This is a genomic window from Acidisoma sp. 7E03 (assembly GCF_054665075.1).
Map to the genome: position 1 here is coordinate 90,893 of NZ_BAAFHE010000003.1, position 17,063 is coordinate 107,955.

A 17,063-nucleotide genomic window follows, 5' to 3' on the forward strand; every position below is an offset into this window, starting at 1 on the left:
CGCGCGTTATTGCGACTGCGCTTTCTTTGCCTGGGCGGCGATCTGCGCAATCGCCTGGTCAACCGTCAGCTGGCCCTTGGCCGCCTGGTTGATGGCGGCGGAGACGCCGGCGCTGAACTGCGGATACCATTCCGGCGTCCCTTGGGCGAAGAGCGGTTCCACCGTCGGGATCTGCTTCAGCAGCACCTCGCCGCTCGGCAGCTTGCCACTCTTGCTGAGATCGGAAAGCGCCGCCGTGCTGGTCGGCAGATCACCCAAGGCGTTATAGGCTTCGATCTGCACGGCGGGCTGCATCCACCACTCGATGAAGGCGAGCGCCGCCTCCTTGTGCTTGGCATTGGCTGGAATGCCGAGCGCCTCCGGCAATCCGAAGCTGCGGCTATGGCCAGTCGCGCTCGGCATCAGCGCCGCCACGACATGGCCCGCCACCTTCGACTTCGACGGGTCATTATAGACGGTGAGGTTGCCGGCCCAACCCGCAAGGTCGATCGCTGCCTGGCCGGCCGAAAGGAAAGCCTGCACCTGCACGTCCGTAAGGCCAGTGGAGGCCGGGTCGATCAGCCCGGCCTTGACGGCACGAAGGATCCAGTCGAGCGCCTTGTAGCCGGCCGAATCCGGGCTGGTGACTTCGGGCTTCATCGCCGCATCGAAAAGGTCGCCGCCAAAAGCTTTCGTCAGCAGATACCAGGCGGTGGAGGTGCCTTCATTGGCCGAAAGTGGCAGCGCGATCGGGTATTTGACGCCGGAGGCCTTGAGCGCTTCGGCATCCTTCCACAGCGCGTCCATCGTCGTCGGCATCGTCGTGATACCGGCCTTATCGAACATCGCCTTGTTGACGATCAGCACGCGGAAATCATTGTTGTACGGCATGGCGATGAGGGTGCCGCCGGCCGTGAAGATCTTCGACGGCGCCACGTCCTGCACCGTCGCCGCCGGCACCTTGCCCTGCAGCGGCTCGTACCACTGCGCCGCGCTGAACTGGCCGACCCAGGACCAGTCAACCTCGGTGACGTCGGCGGGGGGATTGTTCGCGATCATCGCGGTCAGGATCTTGGCGTGGATCTGGTCCCACCCTTGCGTCTGCATGTCAACGGTGATGCCGGTCTTCGCCGTGAAGGCGTCCGTCATCGTCTTGGGCAGGGTGCCCCAGGGCGGCAGCAGCACGGTGATGGTCTGCCCGGCATAGGGCTTGTCCGCCGCAGCATGGGCGGCGGGGGCGGCGAATGAACAGAGGACAGAGAAGGCGAGCAGCGCGGCACGGAGTTTCATCGGTCCAACCTTCGGGTTCAGGGGGGAGAGAGTTGATCTCGCAGTCGGTCGATCCAGGCGGCATCCACCGCCCACCCGGCGGCCGTCGCGGCTCTCCACACAGCGCCGCCCACCGGGGGCAGCGCCGGCGAAACGGGAGCCGTTTCGAGCAGGCGGGACAGATGGGTCGAGAGTGTGCGGCTCTGCATCACGCTGCCGGCCGCGCTCCAGACACCGAGCGGCAGGCTCGGCAGACGGTTCCAGGCCGCGCGCACGTGCATCGCCAGATGCACGGCGGCCTGAATGAGAATTGCTTTGGCGGTGGCATTGCCCTGCTCCGCCAGGCGATCCACCATGCGGGCCACGGCCGCCACCTTCACGCGCGGGTCGGGGTGCGCATAGTACCAGACGCCCAGCGCCTCGGCCCGACCTTCCGCGGCAAGGCCGAGGTGATCCGCCATCGCCGCAGCAAAATCCATGTCCTGCGCCCGGCCGTCCAGGCAGTGCGACAGCATGGTCACCGCCTGCTGGCCGATCCAGAAGGCGCTGCCTTCGTCGCCATAGCCATGGCCCCAGCCGCCGACGCGGATATGGCGGCCGGCGGCATTGCAGGCCCAGACCATGGAGCCGGTGCCCACCAGCAGCAGCACCCCGGGCTTGCCGAGAAAGGCGCCTTCATAGGCCAAGTGCACGTCGTTGATGACGCTATGCGCCGCGATGCCGCAGGCGGCGGCCGCAGCCCGCTGCGCCTCAGACACTTCTGGAATTTCGCCGTAGCTCGGCATGCCGAAGGCCGCTTCGCGTAAACGACCGGCGAGCGGCCCCAGCTCCTGCACCAGGTGCGCCAGCACCCCGGGCCAGCCCGGCGTTTCGATGGGGCCGATCCCTGCACCGATCCGGTGCAGCAGCACGCGCCCCTCCCGGTCGGCGACCGCGAGTTCCGTCTTCGTGCCGCCACCGTCGAGACCCATCACGAGGTCGCTCATTCCCGGGACTCGCCCGGCTCGACGAATGTCGTCTTGGTCTGAGGCAGGCGTTCTAGGCGTTCGCGCCAGGCGGGGGGCGCGGTGACGTCCGTGACGATCAGATCGAGATCGGCGAGCGGAGCGACGCGGAAGGTGGTGGAGAGACCAAGCTTGCTCGCATCCGCGATCAGCACCCGATGCGCCGCTCGGCGCAGCATCAGCGCGTTGAGGCTCGCCTCACGGTCATCCCGGCTGTAGATCGCCGCGTCGTCGGCAATCGCACCGGCGCCCAGGAAGACCTGATCGCACCAGATTCCCTGCAGCATCGCTTCGGCCTGCGGGCCGACCATGGACATGTTCTCGGCGTGGAGATTGCCGCCGACGAGGATGACCCGCACCTGATCGGCTGCAGCCAATTCCTGCGCGACGGTGAGGCCGTTGGTGATGACGGTGAGCGGCATGGGCTGGAGCCGCAGACGCCGGGCGAACTGCGCCATGGTGGTGCCTGCGTCGAAAAGCACGGTCTGCCCCGGCCGCAGCAGCTCATACGCCGCCTCGGCGATGGCGCGCTTCGCCTCGATGTTGCGCCACTCCCGCAGGCTGAAGGCGACTTCCGACCCCGAGACTTCGAGGATGCGGGCCCCGCCATGGACGCGCTCGATGACGCCATCTTCTTCCAGCAGCTTGAGATCGCGCCGGATCGTGGGCTCCGAGGCGCCAGTCGCCGCCGCCAGTTCCTGAATGGTCTGAGAACCAGCTTGGTAGAGTTGGCGGCGGATGGCGGCCAAGCGGTCAAACTGCACAGAAAGCCTCGCGGGTGATCGATACGATCAGGATGCCGCGGCAATACGATCACTGTCAATCATGACCGTGATCTTATTTGATCATCTCGACACCGGGCCGAAGGCCACAGACAACAAAAAAGGGGCACCCCTGAGGGGCGCCCCTGGCTTTTGGTCAACCGACCCGCTTAGTAGTAACGATAGTAGCCGTGCGGGTAATGATGGTTCTTCACCCATTCGCGGTGATGGTAATGATGATGATGCCAATAATAATCAGCATGTGCCTGAGAGGCCATGCCGGCACTTACGCTAGCAAGACCCAGTGCAACCAGCGCATAGCGCACGTAATTTTTGAAACCAGACATCGCGTCACTCCAATCTAGCCTGACGATCCGGCGATTCTTCGGCCGTATGTTCAGTCACGGAGTGACTTGTATTCCCTTCCTCGCGCCATCAAGGCCTCGGAGGTCAAAAGATACATTGAGTAACACCATGCCCAGACTCCGCCACAGGAACTGGCGGTTTTCCGGGACTCGCGATCAGGAGGCGATACGCCCGAGCGCGGGATCGGGCGCGGCCGCGCCCTCCGCCACCACGCGGTCGCGCCCCTCGCGCTTGGCGCGGTAGAGCGCCGCGTCGGCAGCAATCAGCAATTTCCGCGCAGCCTCCGTCGCGTCCCGTTCCGGCACCCGGGCAGCGACGCCTTGGCTGACCGTGACGATCCCGCCCTCACGCGCGGCATGGGCAATGGCCAGCCGGCGGACGGCAAGACGCAGCCCCTCGGTCACGGCCAAGGCGTCCGTCAGACTCATCCCCGGCAGAAGGACCACGAACTCCTCTCCCCCATAGCGGAACGCTTCGCCGCGGGACGGCAAGGCCGCGGCGAGTGCCTGAGCGATCAGACGCAGGCACCGATCCCCCTCCACGTGGCCGTAGCGATCGTTGAAGGCTTTGAAGTTGTCGACGTCGACCATGACGAGGCTGACCGGAACACTCCGGCGGCGCGCACGGTCCAGCACCTTGGTGACCGTCTCGTCGAAGGCGCGGCGATTGCCGATCCCGGTGACCGCGTCGAGCACCGCCTCACGCCGGTATTCTGCCATGGCCCTTTCGCGGATCATGACGATGAGACCGATTGCCAGCAAAAGCGTGAAGATGATGGTCGCCAGATCGAAGAGGACGATGCCGCGCATGGTGAGGAGAAGCGCCCCGCTCGGCGCCGGGCGCAGGAGATTGTAGAGTGCCCAGGCGAAGCTCACGCCAGCCTGCGCGGCAAGCAACCCGAAGATCGACAGGCGCAGCAGCGGGCTCACTGCCGGTAGCTGCCAGATTTCGCGGCTGGCGAGCGTGAAGAGAACCCCCATCACCATGTTGGCGACGACGATCCGTGCCGACAGGGCCTCGGAGAAACCCGGAAGAAGACTGCCGAGCGCCCAACCGGCCATCGGCAACAGCAGCAGAAGGGGCAGCGTCCGCCGGCCGCGCAAGCTCCGGCAGGCCATCCAGATGCACAGGCCGCAGCCCTCGATGAGACCGTTGGAGAGGACGATGGCCCCAGTGTCCGGGATCATGAAGCGCAGGACCATGCCGAACCCCGCGCTGACGGCGGAGCCCAGCATCCACAGCAGCGCCGGCTCCTTCCGGTTTTCCAGCCAGACGACGCCATAGGCGACGGTCACGAGGCCGATGATCAGGATATTAAGCAGCAGCAGCGTCGGGGGGTCGAGGGTCATGCCGCCTTGTCTTGTTCAACTCGGCCTGTCGGAGAGGCCACTCTAGCCCCGGGTCGGTCGCGCGCCCGGGACATCTCCCGCATGGCTGGTGTCGCCCGAGGGTGGCCGCAGCCCTGCCCTCGAACGGAAGCGCGACCGGTGGCCTGAGCCCCGCCTCAGCCGGAATGCGCCCTTCGACCACTTCACGGTCCGGTGAGGTTCTATCCTAGCGCGCGGCGAAGGTGAAGGCGAAACGGCAGCTGTGCGGCCGCGCTCTGCGGATGGCGACGTCCGAAACGCTACAATAGGCTCGCCGCGATGTTGACGGTAAGCGCAAGAATGACGGTGTTGAAGAGGAACCCGACGAAGCCGTGCAGGGTCGCCAGCCTGCGGATCTTGCGCGAGGTGATGTCGACGTCCGAGACCTGGAAGGTCATGCCGAGAACCATGGCGAAATAGACGAAGTCGAAATAGTCGGGTTCGGGCTCGTGTGGGAAGTCGAGCCCGCCATCATATCGGCGGCTACCGTCCGACGAGGCGTAGAACTCGTGTGCATAGCGCAGGGAGAAAATCAGCTGCATCGTCAACCAGGAGAGCAGCAGGGTGACGACGACGAGAGCGAGATGCCAGCCCCGCACCGAGCCCTTGAGGCTGCTGATGTTCTGAAATTCGAGAATGATCACGAAGAGACTGGCGAAGATCGCGCCGAGGGTGAAGGCGAAGACCGTCCACTCGCCATCCTCCTGCGCCTTCGCACGCGCGGGCATGTCCATCGGCGGCGTGCGGATCATGATCAGCCCCCACAGCAGCAGAAGCGTGAGCGTGCCGACGTCCCAGCTCACCACCAGATGCGCCTTGCCCCCTGCCACCGCGTTCACCGCCTGGCGGGGGAGGAGGAGGGCGCTCAACACGCCCACCAGAATGCCGAGCAGGAGCGGCGCCCGGCTGGTGAGGAACAGGGAGAATCGCTGCATAGCCAGCCTCGTGGGGTGAAGGGCGCGGCGACATGGCCACAAGCTGGGGGCGACGACAAGCGCGGCGGATGGCGCCGATGCCGCAGTCTTGCGCCCTGCCCCGCTCTCTGCGACTGGAGTCAGCACAAGGCTTCAGGAGGAAGAGATGCCGCCAACCCTCGGCTCAGGCACAGAGAGCGCAACCGGCCAGGGACTGGCCTGGACCGCCCGCCCCGCGCACCGAAGCTGGCTGATGGCCCGCGCGGAGGCGCTGCTCGCGCAGTTCCAGCACACCTCCATCGACCCCGCCGGCGGGTTCTTCGATCTCGACATCGCGGGACAGCCGCGGCGTGAGACGGCGGTGCGCGAGCTCGTGACGACCACCCGCGTGACCCACTGCTTCGCCCTCGCCCACATGCTGGGCTGGCCTGGCGCCGCACCGCTGGTGCGCCATGGCTTGGCGGCACTCTGGGAACATCATCGGGATGCCGTGCACGGCGGCTACACGTGGCAGTTTGGTCCGGGCGCCGACACCTCCAAGCAGGCCTACGGCCATGCGCATGTCCTTCTCGCAGCCGCGAGTGCCCGGATGGCCGGCTTCCCCGAAGCGGAGCCCATTCTTGCCGACGTGACCGAGATCCTGAACACGCGGTTCTGGGAGGAGCGCCACGGCGCGGTTGCCGAGGAATTCACCGCAGAGTGGAACCCGCTCAGCGGCTACCGTGGCCAGAACGCCAACATGCACCTGACCGAATCGCTGATGGCGGCATACGAGGCGACGGGCGACGCCGGCTATCTTGCCAAGGCGGAGCGGATCGCCGACCTCGTGATCAACCGGATTGCCCGCGCCCATGGCTGGCACGTGATCGAACACTTCGATTCCGAATGGCAGCCGGATCTCGCCTATCGTGGATCGGACATGTTCCGCCCCCAGGGAACGACCCCCGGCCACGCGCTGGAATGGTCCCGCCTCATCGGCCAGTTGCACGTGCTGACCGGCGGAAAAGCAGCATGGATGCCGGAAGCGGCGGACGGCCTCTTCCGCCAAGCGGTAACCGACGGATGGGACGGCCAGGCAGGCGGCTTCTACTATACACTCGACTATGCCAATGCGCCGCTGATCCGGGACCGGCTGTGGTGGCCGTGTTGCGAAGCGGTGGCTGCCGCCGCCTTTCTGGGCGCCCGCAGCAGCGATCCTGCTTTTTACGAGACGTGGTATCGCCGAGTCTGGGACTGGATGGCGCAGTTCCTGGCCGATCCGATCCACGGCGGCTGGTATCCGGAGCTGGATGACAGCCTGTCCCCCCGGCCGCGTTTCTTCACAGGCAAGCCGGACATCTATCACCTGCTGCAGAGCTTCCTCATCCCGCTCTATCCGGCCGAGGGCAGCATTGGCGAGGTGATCAGACGGGCGGCCAAAGAGCCCGCCTGATCCATCGCAAGAGAGGTGGCCCGGCGGGCCGCCTCTCCGTCTGTGCGAGTCTGTGCGAGTCCGCTCAGCGGCCCCGCTTGATCTTCTCGTCGTCCGGATTGACCGGGGACGGCGGCAGCTTGCCGCGCGGCTGCGGGTCCTCGATGTATTCGAAAGACTCGCCGTTGTAGATCTTGCCTTCGTTCCAGGGACCGCGGTGATCGTCCCCGTGGGACAGGTTGAAGACGACGTTGACGGTGTCGTCCGGCGTGATGTTGCCGAACATCGGGTCGTCCAGCTTGCCCATGCTGTCCAGCGCCTTCATGAACATCTGCGCGTGCGTCACCTCGCGCGTGAGCAGATGCGTCAGAACCTTCTTCGTCCCCTCGTCGTCGCAGCGCTTGATCAGCGCCTCGTAGGTCTGGCGCGCCCCGGCCTCAGCCGAGATATCGGCTCGCAGGTCCCGCACGACGTTGCCACCCTCCTGGACATAGCTCGCCGTCCAGGCGCTGCCCTGGCTGTCGACCAGGTGCGGTCCCACTCCCCGCATCTGGAACAGCGGCGCATCGAAAACGGGCGTCTGGTCGACCTTCGCCGTATGCTGGACGATGAGCTTGCCGACCATTTCGAGATGACTGAACTCTTCCATCGCGATGTCTTGCAGCATGTCGCGAATGGCGGGGTCGGTGACGTGGAAGGATTGAACCCAATACTGGAGCGCTGCCGTCAGCTCGCCTGTCGCCCCGCCGAATTGCTCCAGCAGATATTGGCCGAAGCGGGCGTCGGGCGTGCCGACGTTCACCGGCATAATGGTTTCTTTACGATGTAGGAACATGGAAACCTCCGTATCTGCATAGCGGTCATGGCCGCTGCGGAGGTTGGATTTGGGGTCGCGACGGACAAGCGCGGTGATCCCACGTCCGCGTGTTCACCCATCAAGTTCCGGTGCGTCGCAAAGCCGTGAGGCTCGCGGAAATTTGCCTGGAAGGTCCCGGGGAAGACTTGCATTGATGTCTGGCAGCCGCCACAAGGGCCCCTCGCCGTGATGACATCCGGTCTAACAGCTAGACCCTCTACAGGAATTGGTAACGGCCGGGAAATAATGTGTATCCTTCTCGTTGAGGATGAATGGCTCATCCGCACGATCATGGCGGAAGAACTGATCGAGGCAGGTTTCAACGTCACCTCCGTTGAGACGGGCGATGAGGCGCTAGCCTTGCTCACCGACGACCCGGCCTTCACCGTCCTGGTCACGGATATCCACATGCCGGGCAAGACGGACGGCATCGCTCTGGCGCGGACAGTGCGCGATCGCTATCCGGACGTTCCCATCATCTACACGACGGGGCGGCCCGATGCGCTGGACCGGGCGGGCCTGCCGGGCGGCCGCGTGCTGACCCTGGTGAAGCCCTACAAGCCCAGCCGTCTCATCGAAGCGATTCGGGACATGATCGACTGAGGCTCAGCCGGCCTCGCCCAAGGCCGCCAGCACGGCGGCGGACGGCGCCACCCAGCCGAAGATGCCGCCTTGCGCCCGGATCATGGCCAGCGCCGCGGCATGGAAGTCCGGAAAATAGGAGCCGGTGCAGTCCGACAGGACCAGGCAATCGAAGCCGCGGTCGTTCGCCTCGCGCACGGTGGTGTGGACGCAGACCTCGGTGGTGACGCCGCAAACGATCAGCCGGTCGATCCCCCGACTGCGCAGGATCGCCTCGAGATCGGTCGCGAAGAAGGCACCCTTGCCCGGCTTGTCGATCACCGGCTCACCAGCGACCGGCGCCAGCTCCGGAATGATCGCGTGTCCGGGCTCCCCACGCACCAGGATGCGGCCCATGGGCCCGGAATCGCCGATCTTGGTCGGGAAATTGCCGCGCCGGTGCTTGGCGGGCGCGAGATCGGAGAGATCGGGCCGGTGGCCTTCCCGGGTATGGACTACGACCATGCCGGCCCGCCGGGCCGCGGCCAGCACGGCGGCCGTGGGCCCGATCGCCGCCCGCAGCAGTGACACGTCATTGCCGAGGGCCGCACCGAAACCGCCCGGTTCCAGAAAGTCCCGCTGCATGTCGATGATGACGAGCGCCGTGGTCCTGGGGACGAATGGAAAGGCGTAGGGCTCCGCGGCAACGGTCGCAACGGCGGCGGGCTCGGGCATGGGCGGCGTCCTCACGGGCTCAGGGCAACGAAGCCTAGCCCGCGTGGGCGCCGCAAGACAATCAGCCGTCAGTCATAGAAGCCGGGGGCATGGATGAAGCTCGGCCAGGCATCCGGGTCATGTCCCGTCACCACCTTGGCATCGACCCGTTCGGCGAGCGCACGCAGCTTGCGGACCGAGCGGACCGTATCCACGGTAGAGGCCAGGAAGCCGGGCAGCGACTTCTCGTTCCAGTGATCCAGCGTATAGGCGGCGTCGATCGTCAGCAGGATCTTACCCGATTTCGGCAAGGTGATGAGGAAGGACTGATGGCCCGGCGCATGGCCCGGGGTGAAGACCGTCTTCAGCACGCCGTCGCCGTAGAGGTCGAAATAATCGTCATCGTGCCCGTTGAGGAATTCCCATTTCAGGCCGGGACGGTCAAAGTCCTTCCGGATATAGCCGGCGGCTGCGAACCAATCCGGCGTATAGGCATATTCGTATTCGGCGCGCTGCACGATGTGCGTGGCGTTCGGGAAGCGGCCGATAGCCCCCGTATGGTCGAGATGCAGGTGGGACTGCACGACGTAGCGCACATCCTCGGCCTTGATGCCCATGGCCGCCAGCGTCTCGACGCAGCCCTGGCTCTTCTCCATCATAGGCCAGTAGACCTTGGTGATGCCTTCGCCCCACCAGCCGACCGGATCTGTTGCACATTCAACGGCGTTGCCGCCGTCGATGACGATGTGGCCCTTGGGGTGGGTGATGAGGAACCACGGCACCGGAATCTCGTAATCCGCGCCGTTCCCCTCGTTCATCTTGATGTTGTGAACTTTGCATTTGAGGATGCCGGACTGGAACATGTAGAGCCGCACGTCAGTCATCACGTTTCCCTTTTCATTGTGGATCGCAATCCGGTCAGAAGGCCTCGCGGTAGAGAGCCAGCGCATCCGCTTCCGTGACCTCCACCGGATTGTTGACGAGCAACCGCGTCTGCTTCATCGCGTCGGAGGCGAGCATGGCGAGCGAGTTGTCGGTGACGCCCACGTCCCGCAGCCGGCGCGGCGCGCCGCTCTCGTTCATCAGCCGCTCCATCTCGGCCACGAAATCGGCGGAGCGGGCGCCGTCGTCCTGGCCGGGCCGAACGCCCAGCAGCACGTCCGAGAGTTCGGCATAGAGCGGGGCGGCCGCGGCCATGTTGAAGCGCAGCACGGGACCGAGCATCAGCGCGTTCGAGAGGCCGTGCGGCACGTGGTAATGGCCGCCCAGCGGATAGGCCAGCGCATGGACGGCCGCGACCGGCGCATTGGCGAAGGCCTGCCCCGCGAGTGTCGCCCCCAGCAGCATTGCCTCCCGCGCGGTGCGGTTCGTGCCGTCCTGACAGGCGGCGACCAGATGGCCGCCGAGCAGGCGCAGCGCCTCGCGCGCCAGCGCATCCGATAGCGGGTTCTTCTTGAACTTGCTGGTATAGGCCTCGATCGCATGGACCATGGCATCGATCCCCGTCGCCGCGGTGTGCAGCACCGGAAGCCCGACCGTGAGTTCGGCATCCAGTAGGGCGAGGTCGCCATAGAGTTGTGGCGACACCACGCCCATCTTTGTCGTCTCGCCCGTGGTAATGATGGAGATGTTGGTGACCTCGGAACCGGTTCCGGCCGTCGTCGGGATGAGGACGAGCGGCAGGCGCCCACCCGTCACCTTGCCGATGCCATACATCGCGGCGAGCGGCTGATCCGACCGGGCGAGGATGGCACAGAGCTTGGCGATGTCGATGGAGGAGCCGCCGCCGAGTCCGACGACGATCTCGGCGTCTGCCGCCCGGGCGGCAGCGGCGCAGGCGTGCACCACCGGCTCCGGCGGGTCTGCGACGACCCCGTCAAAGATCGTGACGGTGAAGCCCTTATCCTCCAGGCTGGCGAGCACGGGATCGAGAAGCCCCGCGCGGCGCACGCCCTGGTCGGTGACCAGCATCAGCCGCCGGGCGGGAAAGCGCTCCGCCAGGATGGCGCCGAGCCGTCGCGCGCCCGACCACTCGACCAGAATGGCCGGTACGGTCCTGAATTCGAAGGGATTGAATGCGGACATGGCCCCCTGCCTCGTTTCTTGTCTCCGAGCATGGAAAACCCGGCGGCAGGGATTCGTAAAGCCTTCAGCGTAGACAGCCTTTGCAGCAGGTCAAAGCGCTGGGCCGATGGCGGCGCCGGCTCGCGAAGAACCGGCGCCGTCCGCAGGATCAGTCAACCAGATCGGCGTAGAGCGGCGTGCTGAGGTAGCGCTCGCCGTAGGAGGGAATGATGACGACGATCAGCTTGCCAGCGGCCTCGGGGCGCTGCGCGACCTGCGCCGCAGCCCAAAGGGCGGCACCGGAGGAGATGCCGACGAGAAGGCCTTCTTCCCGCGCGACGCGACGCGCCGTGTCGAAAGCATCCTGGTTGGCGACGCGCACCACCTCGTCATAGACATGGGTGTTGAGGACGTCCGGCACGAAGCCGGCGCCAATGCCTTGGATGGGATGCGGGCCCTTCTTGCCGCCGGAGAGCACGGGCGAAGCATCGGGCTCCACCGCAATCGCCTTGAAGGTCGGCTTGCGCGCCTTCAGCACTTCCGCCGTGCCGGTGATGGTGCCGCCGGTGCCGATGCCGGAGACGAGATAATCCACCGTGCCGTCGGTATCGCGCCAAATCTCTTCCGCGGTGGTGACGCGGTGGATCTCGGGATTGGCCGGATTCTTGAACTGCTGCGGCATGAAGTAGTTCGGGCCCGAGGCCGCGATCTGCTCGGCGCGCGCGATGGCGCCGCCCATGCCTTCCGGCCCCGGGGTCAGCACCAGTTCCGCCCCATAAGCGCGCAGCAGCATGCGGCGCTCCTTGCTCATGGTTTCCGGCATGGTGAGGATGCAGCGATAACCACGGGCGGCGCAGACCATGGCGAGCGCGATGCCGGTATTGCCGGAGGTGGGTTCGACGACCACGGAGTCCGGCCCGAGCAGCCCCGCCTTTTCGGCCGCATCGATCATGGCGACGCCGATGCGGTCCTTCACGCTGTGGCCGGGGTTGAAATATTCGAGCTTGGCGACGATGCGGCCGGGCGCCTCGGGCGCCAGCTTGCGAATGGCGACGAGCGGCGTATTGCCCATCAGCGCGGTGACGTCATTGGCGATTTTCATGAAATTTCTCTCCACGGAACTGTCCCATATCCTACTACGGACAGGGATTTTCCCAAAATAGGGGATTTATTTTCTCTTTTTGGGAGTGGGCAAACGGAAGCCCTTCTCTCAGATCGTCCAGTCAAAGGAATCATAGGCGAGGCTTGCCAAAACCTCGTCCATCCCGCCCAGCGAAGGCGCTTTGCCTAGCATGCGCACCAGCTTGGCCGGCACCCCGGCGACGACGGCATTCGGCGGCACCGGCCGCAGCACGACGGAGCCGGCGGCAACCCGCGCATTCTCCCCGACTTCGATGTTGCCAAGGATCTTGGCACCCGCGCCGATCATCACGCCGCGGCGGATCTTCGGGTGTCGGTCTCCTGCGTCCTTGCCCGTGCCGCCCAGCGTCACATCCTGGAGGAGGGAGACGTTGTCCTCCACCACCGCCGTCTCGCCGACGACGAGGCCGGTCGCATGGTCGAGCAGGATGCCCTGCCCGAAAGTCGCGGCCGGGTGGATGTCGGTCTGGAAGACTTCGGACGACCGGCTTTGCAGATAGAGCGCGAAATCCCGCTCGCCGTTGTGCCACAGCCAGTGGGTGACACGCTGCGCCTGGATGGCGTGGAAGCCCTTGAAATAGAGGAAGGGTTCGATGAGGCGTTCGCAGGCGGGGTCGCGCTCGAAGACCGCCTCGATATCCGCCTTGAAGGCGCAGCCGATACCGGGATCGGCGGAGAGCGCGCGATGGAAGGCCTGCACGATGAGTGGCAGGGAGACGACGTCGTTCTTCAGCCGCGACGAGACGCGGTGGCAGACCGCCGCCTCGAAGGATGGCTGGTTGATGATCGATTCGAAGAAGAGCGTCGCCAAGGCAGGGGCCTTGGCATAGGCCTCCTCCGCCTCGCGGCGCAGGCGCTGCCACAGAGGATCGGTCGGATGACCTTCCTTGGTGCGCGGCACCACGGCGAGGTTGCTGTTCGTCGCGCGGGTCAAGGCGGTCCTCCGTCTCTACTGGGGCAAAGGCCCAGCATTCTTAATCTACAGGCAATCCGCCCGCAGGAACCATGCAGCCTGGCGCATGTCGCCCCGGCATCGCGCGACACTGGAAATCGGCCGTCGCCTCACTCGACGGTCAGGAAGAAGGCACTATGGTATTGATATGAAACTCATCAGCTGGAATCTGCTGCACCGGGAAGGGGCGGCCCTCTCCGAAGTCGCCAAGCTCATCGAGCGGGAGAGGCCGGATGCCTTGCTGATGCAGGAGGTGACGGCGGTCTTCGAGGACCTGCCCCAGCTGGTCGGCGGCCTGTGCCATCGCAGCCCGCTGCCGGGACGTCGCCATGGCCTTGCCATCTGGACGCCCAGCCCCCCGCCCCGGCCACCAAGCGTCGTGGCACTGCCCGCCGGCGCCGTGGTCAGACGAATCTGCCAGATCATCGACCTCGGCCCTTTTTCGGCCGCGAACGTCCATCTCTCGCATTCGCAGCTGCTCAACCGCCGCCAGCTGCGCCATGTCGCGCAGCACTTGCCTGCCCATGCCGCGGTGTTGGGAGATTACAACCTCGTGGGCCCCGTGCTGCTGCCGGGCTTTCAGGATGCAGGGCCGCGCCAGCCGACGCACCGGATGAGCGACGTGCTGCCCTTGCGGCTGGACCGCTGCCTGATCCGTGGCCTCACCTGTCTCGAAACCCGTGTGCTGGATCGCGCGGGCTCGGACCACCATCCGATTCTGGTGCGCCTCGAGCCGGCGACGGAGGTGCCGCGCCGCACGTTGCACCCCATCATCGCGCGCTATGCGGACTTAGCGCGCGAGAACGCGCGGCGATTCCGGCGCCCATGACGCCCAGGCCGGCATGGCGAGGGTGAGGCCGCCGGCGGTATCGCTCGGCACGTCGGCCCAAAGCTCGCCCTCGGCGCCGTCCGCCAGTGCCAGCTTCACCCGCGTCAGTGAGCCGAAGAAGGTGAGTTCGTCGATGGTGACGGGTACGGCGCCCGCCGGCGCGGGTGCGCTGCGTGGCGTGATGGCGACGTGCTCGGGGCGCAGAAACAGCTCGACCTCGGCGCCGGGGGCGAGACCGGCCGCCGCCTGAGCTGTGAGAAAGGTCGCGCCCACGCGCACGCCGGCGCCATCCGCCCGCCCGGCCAGCACACCGCCCGCACCGATGAAACGCGCAACAAAACCATCGGCCGGCGCACGATAGATTTCGGCGGGCGGCGCCATCTGCAGCACATGGCCTTCGCTCATCACCGCCACACGGTCGGAGATGGACAGCGCCTCCTCCTGATCATGGGTGACGAAGACGGTGGTGATCCCGGTCTCCTGCTGGATGCGGCGGATTTCCGAGCGCAGCTGGGTGCGCACCTTGGCATCGAGCGCGGAAAGCGGCTCATCGAGCAGCAGGATGTCCGGCTTGACGGCGAGCGCGCGGGCCAGCGCCACGCGCTGCTGCTGGCCGCCCGACATCTGGTGCGGGAATTTGTGGAGGTGAGCGGCGAGGCCCACCATCGCGAGCAGCCGCTCGGCTTCCGCGAGCTGGGACTTGGTGTCGCCGAGGCCGCGCACCCGCGGCCCGAAGCGGACGTTCTGCAGCGCCGTCATGTTCGGGAACAGGCTATAGGCCTGGAAGACCATGCCCATGCGGCGCTTGTTCGGCGGCAGATGGGTCACGTCCTGGCCGCCGAGCAGCACCTGCCCGGAATCCGGCGTCTCGAACCCGGCCAGGATGCGCAGCAGCGTCGTCTTGCCGCAGCCCGAGGGGCCGAGGAGACAGAGCAACTCGCCCTGCGCCAGATCCATGTTGATGTGTTCCAGCACGGTGCGCGTGCCGTAGGTTTTGCGGATGCCGGTGAGCGTGACGCCCGACAGCGTGGGGTTGGGCATGGTGTCCATCAATGGGCCCCTCCGACAGTGGCCGCGCCGCGACGGCTGGTGAGCAACACGCCGAGCATGAAGAGCCAGGTGAGCAGGAAACTGAAGACCGACAGCGCAGCCGCTTCGGTGATCGCGTTCTGGCCGGTGTCGTTGATGAAGACCGCGAAGGTGTGGAACAGCAGCACGCTCGCGAAGGTGAATTCGCCGATGACGATGGTGAGCGTCAGCAGCACCGCGCCGACCAGGGCGGGGCGCAGGTTCGGCAGGAGGATCATGAAGATGATCTCGCCCCAGCCGGCGCCGAGCGACTGGCCCGCCTCCGTCAGTGTCCGCACATCGAGCGTAGAGATCCCAACCTCGATGGAGCGGTATCCGTAGGGAAGCGCCAGGAAGAAATAGGGGATGACGAGGTAGTTCGGCGTGCCGATAAGCCAGGAGGGGCCGGTGTAGAGCGTCGTCAACCCATCGATCAGGGCGATGGCCGGGATGACGAAAGGCAGGTTCGAGATGAACTCGAAGAGCGGCTTCAGCTTCGGCGCCTTGAGATGGACGAAGATCATCGCCGGCACCAGCAGCACGAAGCTGAGCAGGATGGTCTCGACGGCGAGGCGCAGGGACAGGAACAGGCTCTTCCAAAAGCCGGGCGCGGAGAGCATCGCGCCATAGGCCGAGAAGCCGTAGCGGTCCCCGCCCTCCCACAGGCTGAAGACGGCGGTGACGATCAGCGGTACGAAGAAGAACAGTCCGCCGAGCGCGATGATCGTCCAATTGAAGGGGCTGAGGGTGCGGCGCGGCCCATAGGGGCGGCGGCGGCGCACCGGCATCTCGGTCGTGCTGGTGACGGCGCTCATGGCCCTGCCTCCCCGATCAGCGGCGCCAGCGCGCGGCATAGCGCGTGACGAGGCTGTAGATGACGAGCACGACGGCCATGACGACGATCATGCCGGTGGAGAGGGCGGCGCCCACCTGGGGATCGGACATCACATTGCCGGAGAGCACGTTGCTGATGGTGATGGTGACCAGGGCGATGTTGCCGTCCGTCAGGGCATAGGGTGTCGCATAGGCGGAGAAGGCGCTGCCGAAGAGCAGCAGGAAGCCGCCGAGCAGCGAGGGCGTGAGGATAGGCAGACCGACGAGGCGCCAATACTGCCAACTCGTGGCGCCCAGCCCATCGGAGGCCTCGCGCCACTGGTGCCGCAGGCCCTGGATCGCCGGAGTGATGATGATGAGCATCAGCGGGATCTGGAAATAGGCGAAGGTGATCGTCATGCCGGTCAGCGAATAGAGCGAGAAGCCCATGGCATAGATGTTGATGCCCATGTGCTTGAGCATGACGGTGACGAAGCCGAGGCTGCCGAGCGTGCTGATGAAGGCGAAGGCGAGCGGCACGCCGGCGAAATTGGCGGCGACGGCCGAGAAGCTGGTGATGATCGAGCGCAGCCAGGCCGGCGCCCCGGGCTGCAGGCTGGCATAGGCCAGGAAGAAGCCACCGATCAGCCCGGTGAGGGCCGAGGCGGCGCCGAGGATGATCGAATTCTGGAAGGCGATCCGGTACTGATAGTCCCAAAGACCGATCAGGTAGGAGAGCGTGAAGCCGCTGTCCCCCATCATGCTCTTGACGACCAGCACGAGGGTCGGCGCGACCAGGAAGGCCGCGACGAAGAGCAGAAAGAGGCCGACGAAGAGCCAGGGCACGCAGCGGCCGATGAGCGCCCCGAGGCCGCCGCTGCCCGCCGAGACGATCGGCGGGGAGGCCTTCGCCCCTCCGCCGGCCGCAGGATGCGAGGACAAGGTGGCGCTCGGATCGCTCAACGGACTGCCCTTGCTGTCTTCGTCGGTCGTCT

18 protein-coding genes are annotated in these 17,063 nt (G+C 66.0%); 3 read left to right on the forward strand and 15 right to left on the reverse strand.

Annotation, left to right across the window (positions count from 1 at the left end; translation table 11 throughout):
* Nucleotides 1-6: 6 nt before the first annotated feature.
* The 6 genes from ACYQ6W_RS05885 to ACYQ6W_RS05910 form a co-directional block, all read right to left on the reverse strand.
* Entirely contained in the window at nt 7-1,269 is a 1,263-nt protein-coding gene (locus tag ACYQ6W_RS05885) for an ABC transporter substrate-binding protein (protein WP_459674154.1), read from the reverse strand.
* A gap of 17 nt (nt 1,270-1,286) precedes the next feature.
* Nucleotides 1,287-2,234, reverse strand: coding sequence for an N-acetylglucosamine kinase (locus ACYQ6W_RS05890; protein WP_459674155.1), 948 nt, complete (start codon nt 2,232-2,234; stop codon nt 1,287-1,289).
* Nucleotides 2,231-3,016, reverse strand: a complete 786-nt coding sequence (locus ACYQ6W_RS05895) for a DeoR/GlpR family DNA-binding transcription regulator (RefSeq protein ID WP_459674156.1) — start codon at nt 3,014-3,016, stop codon at nt 2,231-2,233. Before ACYQ6W_RS05895 ends, ACYQ6W_RS05890 begins: the two co-directional genes overlap by 4 nt.
* 167 nt (nt 3,017-3,183) lie before the next feature.
* Nucleotides 3,184-3,360 carry a hypothetical protein gene (locus tag ACYQ6W_RS05900; RefSeq protein ID WP_459674157.1) on the reverse strand — a complete coding sequence of 59 codons (177 nt, stop codon included), beginning with the start codon at nt 3,358-3,360 and terminating at the stop codon, nt 3,184-3,186.
* Nucleotides 3,361-3,534: 174 nt separating this feature from the next.
* A complete protein-coding gene (locus ACYQ6W_RS05905; protein ID WP_459674158.1) occupies nt 3,535-4,728 on the reverse strand; it encodes a GGDEF domain-containing protein in 1,194 nt (397 codons plus the stop codon).
* 278 nt (nt 4,729-5,006) lie between these two features.
* Nucleotides 5,007-5,681 carry a DUF1345 domain-containing protein gene (locus ACYQ6W_RS05910; protein ID WP_459674159.1) on the reverse strand — a complete coding sequence of 225 codons (675 nt, stop codon included), beginning with the start codon at nt 5,679-5,681 and terminating at the stop codon, nt 5,007-5,009.
* A 145-nt stretch (nt 5,682-5,826) separates the two neighbouring features.
* On the opposite strand from ACYQ6W_RS05910, the gene ACYQ6W_RS05915 reads away from it, so the two are divergent.
* Entirely contained in the window at nt 5,827-7,092 is a 1,266-nt protein-coding gene (locus ACYQ6W_RS05915) for an AGE family epimerase/isomerase (RefSeq protein ID WP_459674160.1), read from the forward strand.
* Between the two features lie 64 nt (nt 7,093-7,156).
* Here ACYQ6W_RS05915 and ACYQ6W_RS05920 read toward each other — a convergent pair whose 3' ends face one another.
* Entirely contained in the window at nt 7,157-7,906 is a 750-nt protein-coding gene (locus tag ACYQ6W_RS05920) for a manganese catalase family protein (RefSeq protein WP_459674161.1), read from the reverse strand.
* A gap of 267 nt (nt 7,907-8,173) precedes the next feature.
* Between ACYQ6W_RS05920 and ACYQ6W_RS05925 the strand changes: the two genes are divergently transcribed.
* A complete protein-coding gene (locus ACYQ6W_RS05925) occupies nt 8,174-8,530 on the forward strand; it encodes a response regulator (RefSeq protein ID WP_459674162.1) in 357 nt (118 codons plus the stop codon).
* Nucleotides 8,531-8,533: 3 nt separating this feature from the next.
* Here the strand turns inward: ACYQ6W_RS05925 and ACYQ6W_RS05930 are convergent, their stop codons facing one another.
* The 5 genes from ACYQ6W_RS05930 to cysE all read right to left on the reverse strand — a co-directional run bounded on the left by ACYQ6W_RS05930 (nt 8,534) and on the right by cysE (nt 13,340).
* Nucleotides 8,534-9,223 carry a cysteine hydrolase family protein gene (locus tag ACYQ6W_RS05930; protein ID WP_459674163.1) on the reverse strand — a complete coding sequence of 230 codons (690 nt, stop codon included), beginning with the start codon at nt 9,221-9,223 and terminating at the stop codon, nt 8,534-8,536.
* Nucleotides 9,224-9,291: 68 nt separating this feature from the next.
* Nucleotides 9,292-10,086 carry an AttM family quorum-quenching N-acyl homoserine lactonase gene (gene attM / locus ACYQ6W_RS05935; RefSeq protein WP_459674164.1) on the reverse strand — a complete coding sequence of 265 codons (795 nt, stop codon included), beginning with the start codon at nt 10,084-10,086 and terminating at the stop codon, nt 9,292-9,294.
* A gap of 34 nt (nt 10,087-10,120) precedes the next feature.
* A complete protein-coding gene (locus tag ACYQ6W_RS05940) occupies nt 10,121-11,287 on the reverse strand; it encodes an iron-containing alcohol dehydrogenase (protein ID WP_459674165.1) in 1,167 nt (388 codons plus the stop codon).
* Between the two features lie 148 nt (nt 11,288-11,435).
* Nucleotides 11,436-12,368, reverse strand: coding sequence for a cysteine synthase A (cysK, locus tag ACYQ6W_RS05945; protein WP_459674166.1), 933 nt, complete (start codon nt 12,366-12,368; stop codon nt 11,436-11,438).
* A 108-nt stretch (nt 12,369-12,476) separates the two neighbouring features.
* Nucleotides 12,477-13,340 (reverse strand): serine O-acetyltransferase, encoded by an 864-nt coding sequence (gene cysE, locus ACYQ6W_RS05950; protein ID WP_459674168.1) that lies wholly within the window; start codon nt 13,338-13,340, stop codon nt 12,477-12,479.
* A 166-nt stretch (nt 13,341-13,506) separates the two neighbouring features.
* Here cysE and ACYQ6W_RS05955 point away from each other — a divergent pair, with 166 nt between their 5' ends.
* Nucleotides 13,507-14,187 (forward strand): endonuclease/exonuclease/phosphatase family protein, encoded by a 681-nt coding sequence (locus ACYQ6W_RS05955; RefSeq protein ID WP_459674170.1) that lies wholly within the window; start codon nt 13,507-13,509, stop codon nt 14,185-14,187.
* Here the strand turns inward: ACYQ6W_RS05955 and ACYQ6W_RS05960 are convergent.
* From ACYQ6W_RS05960 to ACYQ6W_RS05970, 3 genes are read right to left on the reverse strand one after another with little or no spacing between them, the layout of a single operon-like run.
* Nucleotides 14,149-15,237, reverse strand: a complete 1,089-nt coding sequence (locus ACYQ6W_RS05960) for an ABC transporter ATP-binding protein (RefSeq protein WP_459674172.1) — start codon at nt 15,235-15,237, stop codon at nt 14,149-14,151. The genes ACYQ6W_RS05955 and ACYQ6W_RS05960 overlap by 39 nt on opposite strands.
* Nucleotides 15,237-16,070 (reverse strand): ABC transporter permease, encoded by an 834-nt coding sequence (locus ACYQ6W_RS05965; RefSeq protein ID WP_459674173.1) that lies wholly within the window; start codon nt 16,068-16,070, stop codon nt 15,237-15,239. Before ACYQ6W_RS05965 ends, ACYQ6W_RS05960 begins: the two co-directional genes overlap by 1 nt.
* Nucleotides 16,071-16,086: 16 nt before the next feature.
* Nucleotides 16,087-17,031 (reverse strand): ABC transporter permease, encoded by a 945-nt coding sequence (locus tag ACYQ6W_RS05970; protein WP_459674174.1) that lies wholly within the window; start codon nt 17,029-17,031, stop codon nt 16,087-16,089.
* Nucleotides 17,032-17,063: the final 32 nt, after the last annotated feature.

Bases quoted from the DNA above. Each gene is read 5' to 3' on its own strand.
- cysK (WP_459674166.1), bottom strand. From the start codon at position 12,368: ATGAAAATCGCCAATGACGTCACCGCGCTGATGGGCAATACGCCGCTC.
- attM (WP_459674164.1), bottom strand. From the start codon at position 10,086: ATGACTGACGTGCGGCTCTACATGTTCCAGTCCGGCATCCTCAAATGC.
- ACYQ6W_RS05940 (WP_459674165.1), bottom strand. From the start codon at position 11,287: ATGTCCGCATTCAATCCCTTCGAATTCAGGACCGTACCGGCCATTCTG.
- ACYQ6W_RS05910 (WP_459674159.1), bottom strand. From the start codon at position 5,681: ATGCAGCGATTCTCCCTGTTCCTCACCAGCCGGGCGCCGCTCCTGCTC.
- ACYQ6W_RS05885 (WP_459674154.1), bottom strand. From the start codon at position 1,269: ATGAAACTCCGTGCCGCGCTGCTCGCCTTCTCTGTCCTCTGTTCATTC.
- ACYQ6W_RS05930 (WP_459674163.1), bottom strand. From the start codon at position 9,223: ATGCCCGAGCCCGCCGCCGTTGCGACCGTTGCCGCGGAGCCCTACGCC.
- ACYQ6W_RS05955 (WP_459674170.1), top strand. From the start codon at position 13,507: ATGAAACTCATCAGCTGGAATCTGCTGCACCGGGAAGGGGCGGCCCTC.
- ACYQ6W_RS05965 (WP_459674173.1), bottom strand. From the start codon at position 16,070: ATGAGCGCCGTCACCAGCACGACCGAGATGCCGGTGCGCCGCCGCCGC.
- ACYQ6W_RS05905 (WP_459674158.1), bottom strand. From the start codon at position 4,728: ATGACCCTCGACCCCCCGACGCTGCTGCTGCTTAATATCCTGATCATC.
- ACYQ6W_RS05890 (WP_459674155.1), bottom strand. From the start codon at position 2,234: ATGAGCGACCTCGTGATGGGTCTCGACGGTGGCGGCACGAAGACGGAA.
- ACYQ6W_RS05920 (WP_459674161.1), bottom strand. From the start codon at position 7,906: ATGTTCCTACATCGTAAAGAAACCATTATGCCGGTGAACGTCGGCACG.
- ACYQ6W_RS05925 (WP_459674162.1), top strand. From the start codon at position 8,174: ATGTGTATCCTTCTCGTTGAGGATGAATGGCTCATCCGCACGATCATG.
- ACYQ6W_RS05960 (WP_459674172.1), bottom strand. From the start codon at position 15,237: ATGGACACCATGCCCAACCCCACGCTGTCGGGCGTCACGCTCACCGGC.
- ACYQ6W_RS05915 (WP_459674160.1), top strand. From the start codon at position 5,827: ATGCCGCCAACCCTCGGCTCAGGCACAGAGAGCGCAACCGGCCAGGGA.
- ACYQ6W_RS05900 (WP_459674157.1), bottom strand. From the start codon at position 3,360: ATGTCTGGTTTCAAAAATTACGTGCGCTATGCGCTGGTTGCACTGGGT.